General features: G+C 61.0%; 2 protein-coding genes and 1 pseudogene. All 3 read right to left on the bottom strand.

Annotated elements, in window-relative coordinates; genetic code table 11:
• Nucleotides 1-311, bottom strand: a pseudogene (locus HKL97_RS00100) (hypothetical protein); the annotation flags it as partial.
• A gap of 10 nt (nucleotides 312-321) precedes the next feature.
• Nucleotides 322-1155: an IS21-like element helper ATPase IstB gene (istB, locus tag HKL97_RS00095; RefSeq protein WP_291421628.1), complete on the bottom strand. Its 834-nt coding sequence runs from the start codon at nucleotides 1153-1155 to the stop codon at nucleotides 322-324.
• Nucleotides 1152-2639, bottom strand: coding sequence for an IS21 family transposase (gene istA, locus HKL97_RS00090; protein WP_291421630.1), 1488 nt, complete (start codon nucleotides 2637-2639; stop codon nucleotides 1152-1154). Before istA ends, istB begins: the two co-directional genes overlap by 4 nt.
• Nucleotides 2640-2971 lie beyond the last annotated feature (332 nt).

The following is a 2971-nucleotide window of genomic DNA, read 5'->3' as shown; positions in this document are numbered from 1 at the left end:
GCAACACTCACCGAAAACAACGCAGCCACCGCGCGGCACGAGCGGCCAGCCAAAACCGCCGCCGCAACACGTTCCCTCAGATCATTCGAATAATGTCGTTCCATCCCGTGCTGACCTCCGATCCAGCAATAAGCTTGAATCAGATTTTCAGTCGCGCCGGAATCCCAAAACGATTCAGATTGTAGCGCGACAAACTGGATGAGAATTAGCGGCAATCTGGATGAGAAAATTCTGGCCGCGATGTGGTTGAGGGTATCGTGTTTGCGGTTGAATGCAAGTGCTAATCGGGGTTGATTGTCGCGGCGCGGCAATCAAGTTGCGTCAATCAAGCAGTTCGTCGACTTCTGTGATTGTCTTTTGTGTTTGGCGTGCTGCTGGCCGGCCGACGGTTTGTTTACGGTCGATTGCCGCGCGGCGCCGGTAGCTTTCCACGTTCATTTCGAGAATGGTTGAGTGATGAACGAGGCGGTCGACAGCGGCGAGCGTCATGGCCTGGTCTGGAAAAATATGATTCCACTCGCCAAATGCCTGATTTGCGGTGATCAGGATGGATCGATGTTCGTATCTGCGACTGACAAGCTCGAAGAGCACCGAGGTCTCAGCTTGGTCTTTGGTGACGTAGGAGATGTCGTCAAGGATGAGCAGGTGGTAGCGGTCGAGTTTGGCGATCGCCGCTTCGAGGGCAAGTTCATGGCGTGCGACCTGCAGCCGCTGCACCAGATCGGTGGTTCTGGTGAACAGGACACGATATCCGGCTTCGACAAGCGCCAGACCAATGGCTGCCGAGAGATGCGACTTTCCGGTGCCGGCCGGGCCAAACAGCAACAAATTGGCGCCGGTCTCCAGCCAGGCATTGCCGGTGGCGAGCGCCATGATGTGGGCCTTGCTGATGACGGGGACGGCATTGAAGTCGAAGCTGTCGAGGGTTTTGCCAACGGGCAAACGGGCTTCGAGCAGATGGCGCTCAGTGCGGCGCATGGCGCGCTGGGCGAGTTCATGTTCGGCGAGTGCTGCGAGGAACCGCGCGGCAGGCCAGCCTTGCTTGTCTGCCTGGGCGGCGATATCCGGCCAAAGAAGCTTGATGGCCGGCAGGCGCAGTTCGTTCAGCAGAAAGGCCAGACGGGCGGTATCGGCAGCGTTGGAATCTTTGGTCATGCGGCATCTCCGATGCGGCCGGTGCCAAGTTCGTCGTACAATCCGAGTGACACGCTCTGAATAACGACGGCTGGCAGGCGGGCGAGGTTAGGGCGGAAGCGTTCGCGCAAGATGTCGAGACAGGGCAACCGGCCGGCGTCGAGTTCGATATTGAGCGCTTGGGCCAGTTCGGCCTCGCAGGCGTTGTCATGGGCCAGGCCAAGCAACTCCACGGTGATTTTGCAGGCGGATTGGTCTGACCGGCTGGCCAGCAGGGCATCGAAGGCCCTGGCATAGGCTGGCCTTGGGAACAGCTGATCGCGATAGACCAGGTTACGTAGGGCCATTGGCTTGCGGCGAAGCGCGTGGATGATGTGATGATAATCGATGACGTGGCTGTGCCGGCCACTGGCATGATCCGGCCTGCCGCGCACCAGGCTGAGCACCGGGCTGGCGCCGAGGAAACATTCGAGCCTGTCGTCATAAAGGCGCACACGCAGGCGCTGGCCGATCAGCCGTGACGGTACGGTGTAGAAAACCTTGCGCAGGACGAACGCGCTGGTTGACGTGACGTGGACGAGGACCTCCTCGAAATCTACCGCGCGGTTTGCCGGCAATGCGGCCAGACTGGCGCGTTCGATGTCGATGGCTTTGGCGCGGTGTGCGTTATGGCGGCCGAAAATATCGTCGATGAAGCGCCGGTAGGCGGTCAGGCTGTCGAATTGCCGGCTGCCTCGCAGCAAAAGGGCGTCCGCGATGGTCTTCTTGAGATGCCCGTGCGCGCTCTCGATGGCACCGTTCTCATGCGCAACACCGGTGTTGTTGCGCGTCGGCTCCATGCCGAAATGCTGGCAAAGGGCGGCGTAGCGGGTGGTAAGATCCTGGGCCGCGGCGGCGTCGAGGTTGCGGAATGCCGCGGAAAGGCTGTCCGTGCGATGACGGGCAGGCACCCCGCCGAGGGTGAACAAGGCGTTTTGCAAACCCTCGGCCAGGGCGGTGAAGCTCTCGCCGCCGAGAATGACATGGCCGTTCTGGAAGCCGGAGTTTGGCATTCGGAAATGATAGAGCAGATGGTCCAGCCCCCCGCCGGCGATAGCCACGCCGAGATCCGCCATGTCGGTGAAATCCGACAGACCGAGTGCCCCGGGCGGATGGATTTGCCGGAACATGACATCCTGCGCCGGCCCATGCAGGCCGCGCCAGAGCCGGATGCGGCGTTCCAGGGTGCGGCGCACGCCGGCATCGATCTCCGGATGACGGCGGCGAAGCTCCTCGAGGACAGCGACGGCACGAAGCCCGGGTGCGGCGACGAGAATTGGCACGACCTCAGTCTCCCACACCGCTTCCAGCGGGTCGGGCCGGCGCCGGCTGCGCGGTGGCTTTTTCTGTGACGGCGGTCGCGGGTCCTGCAGGGCCCGGTAGGCGGTGGCGGTGCTGAAGCCGGTCTTGGCGGCGGCTTGTCGTAGTGTGTTTCCATGGTCGCGAAGGTTCATGAACAATCTCATCTGCTGATCGGTGATTGGGCGACCGGTCAAGGTAGTGGTGCTCCTTTTAACGAAGCCCAGACCTTACCCGGCCGATCACGGCCAGCCAGACACACCCAAAAAGGGAAATGTGTCCCGTGTGGGGGGAGCCTGCTCGGGCTACGCCCTCACAGCCTCCCCCCACACGGGATTCTCATCCTGATTGACGCGCGTTCTCATGTTGATTGTCGCGCGGCATCATCGTCAGAAAGAGACTCTAATACCAGCAGCCCTAAAGATTGACGCATGCCCAGTCTCTGGTTCCGATTGAGGTAATTCGAGCTGCGTCATTGGCGATGAAATTCCAGGCTTCT

Source organism: Acidocella sp. (assembly GCF_013044125.1).
Taxonomy (GTDB): domain Bacteria; phylum Pseudomonadota; class Alphaproteobacteria; order Acetobacterales; family Acetobacteraceae; genus Acidocella.
This window is presented reverse-complemented; position numbering and strand designations above follow the sequence as displayed.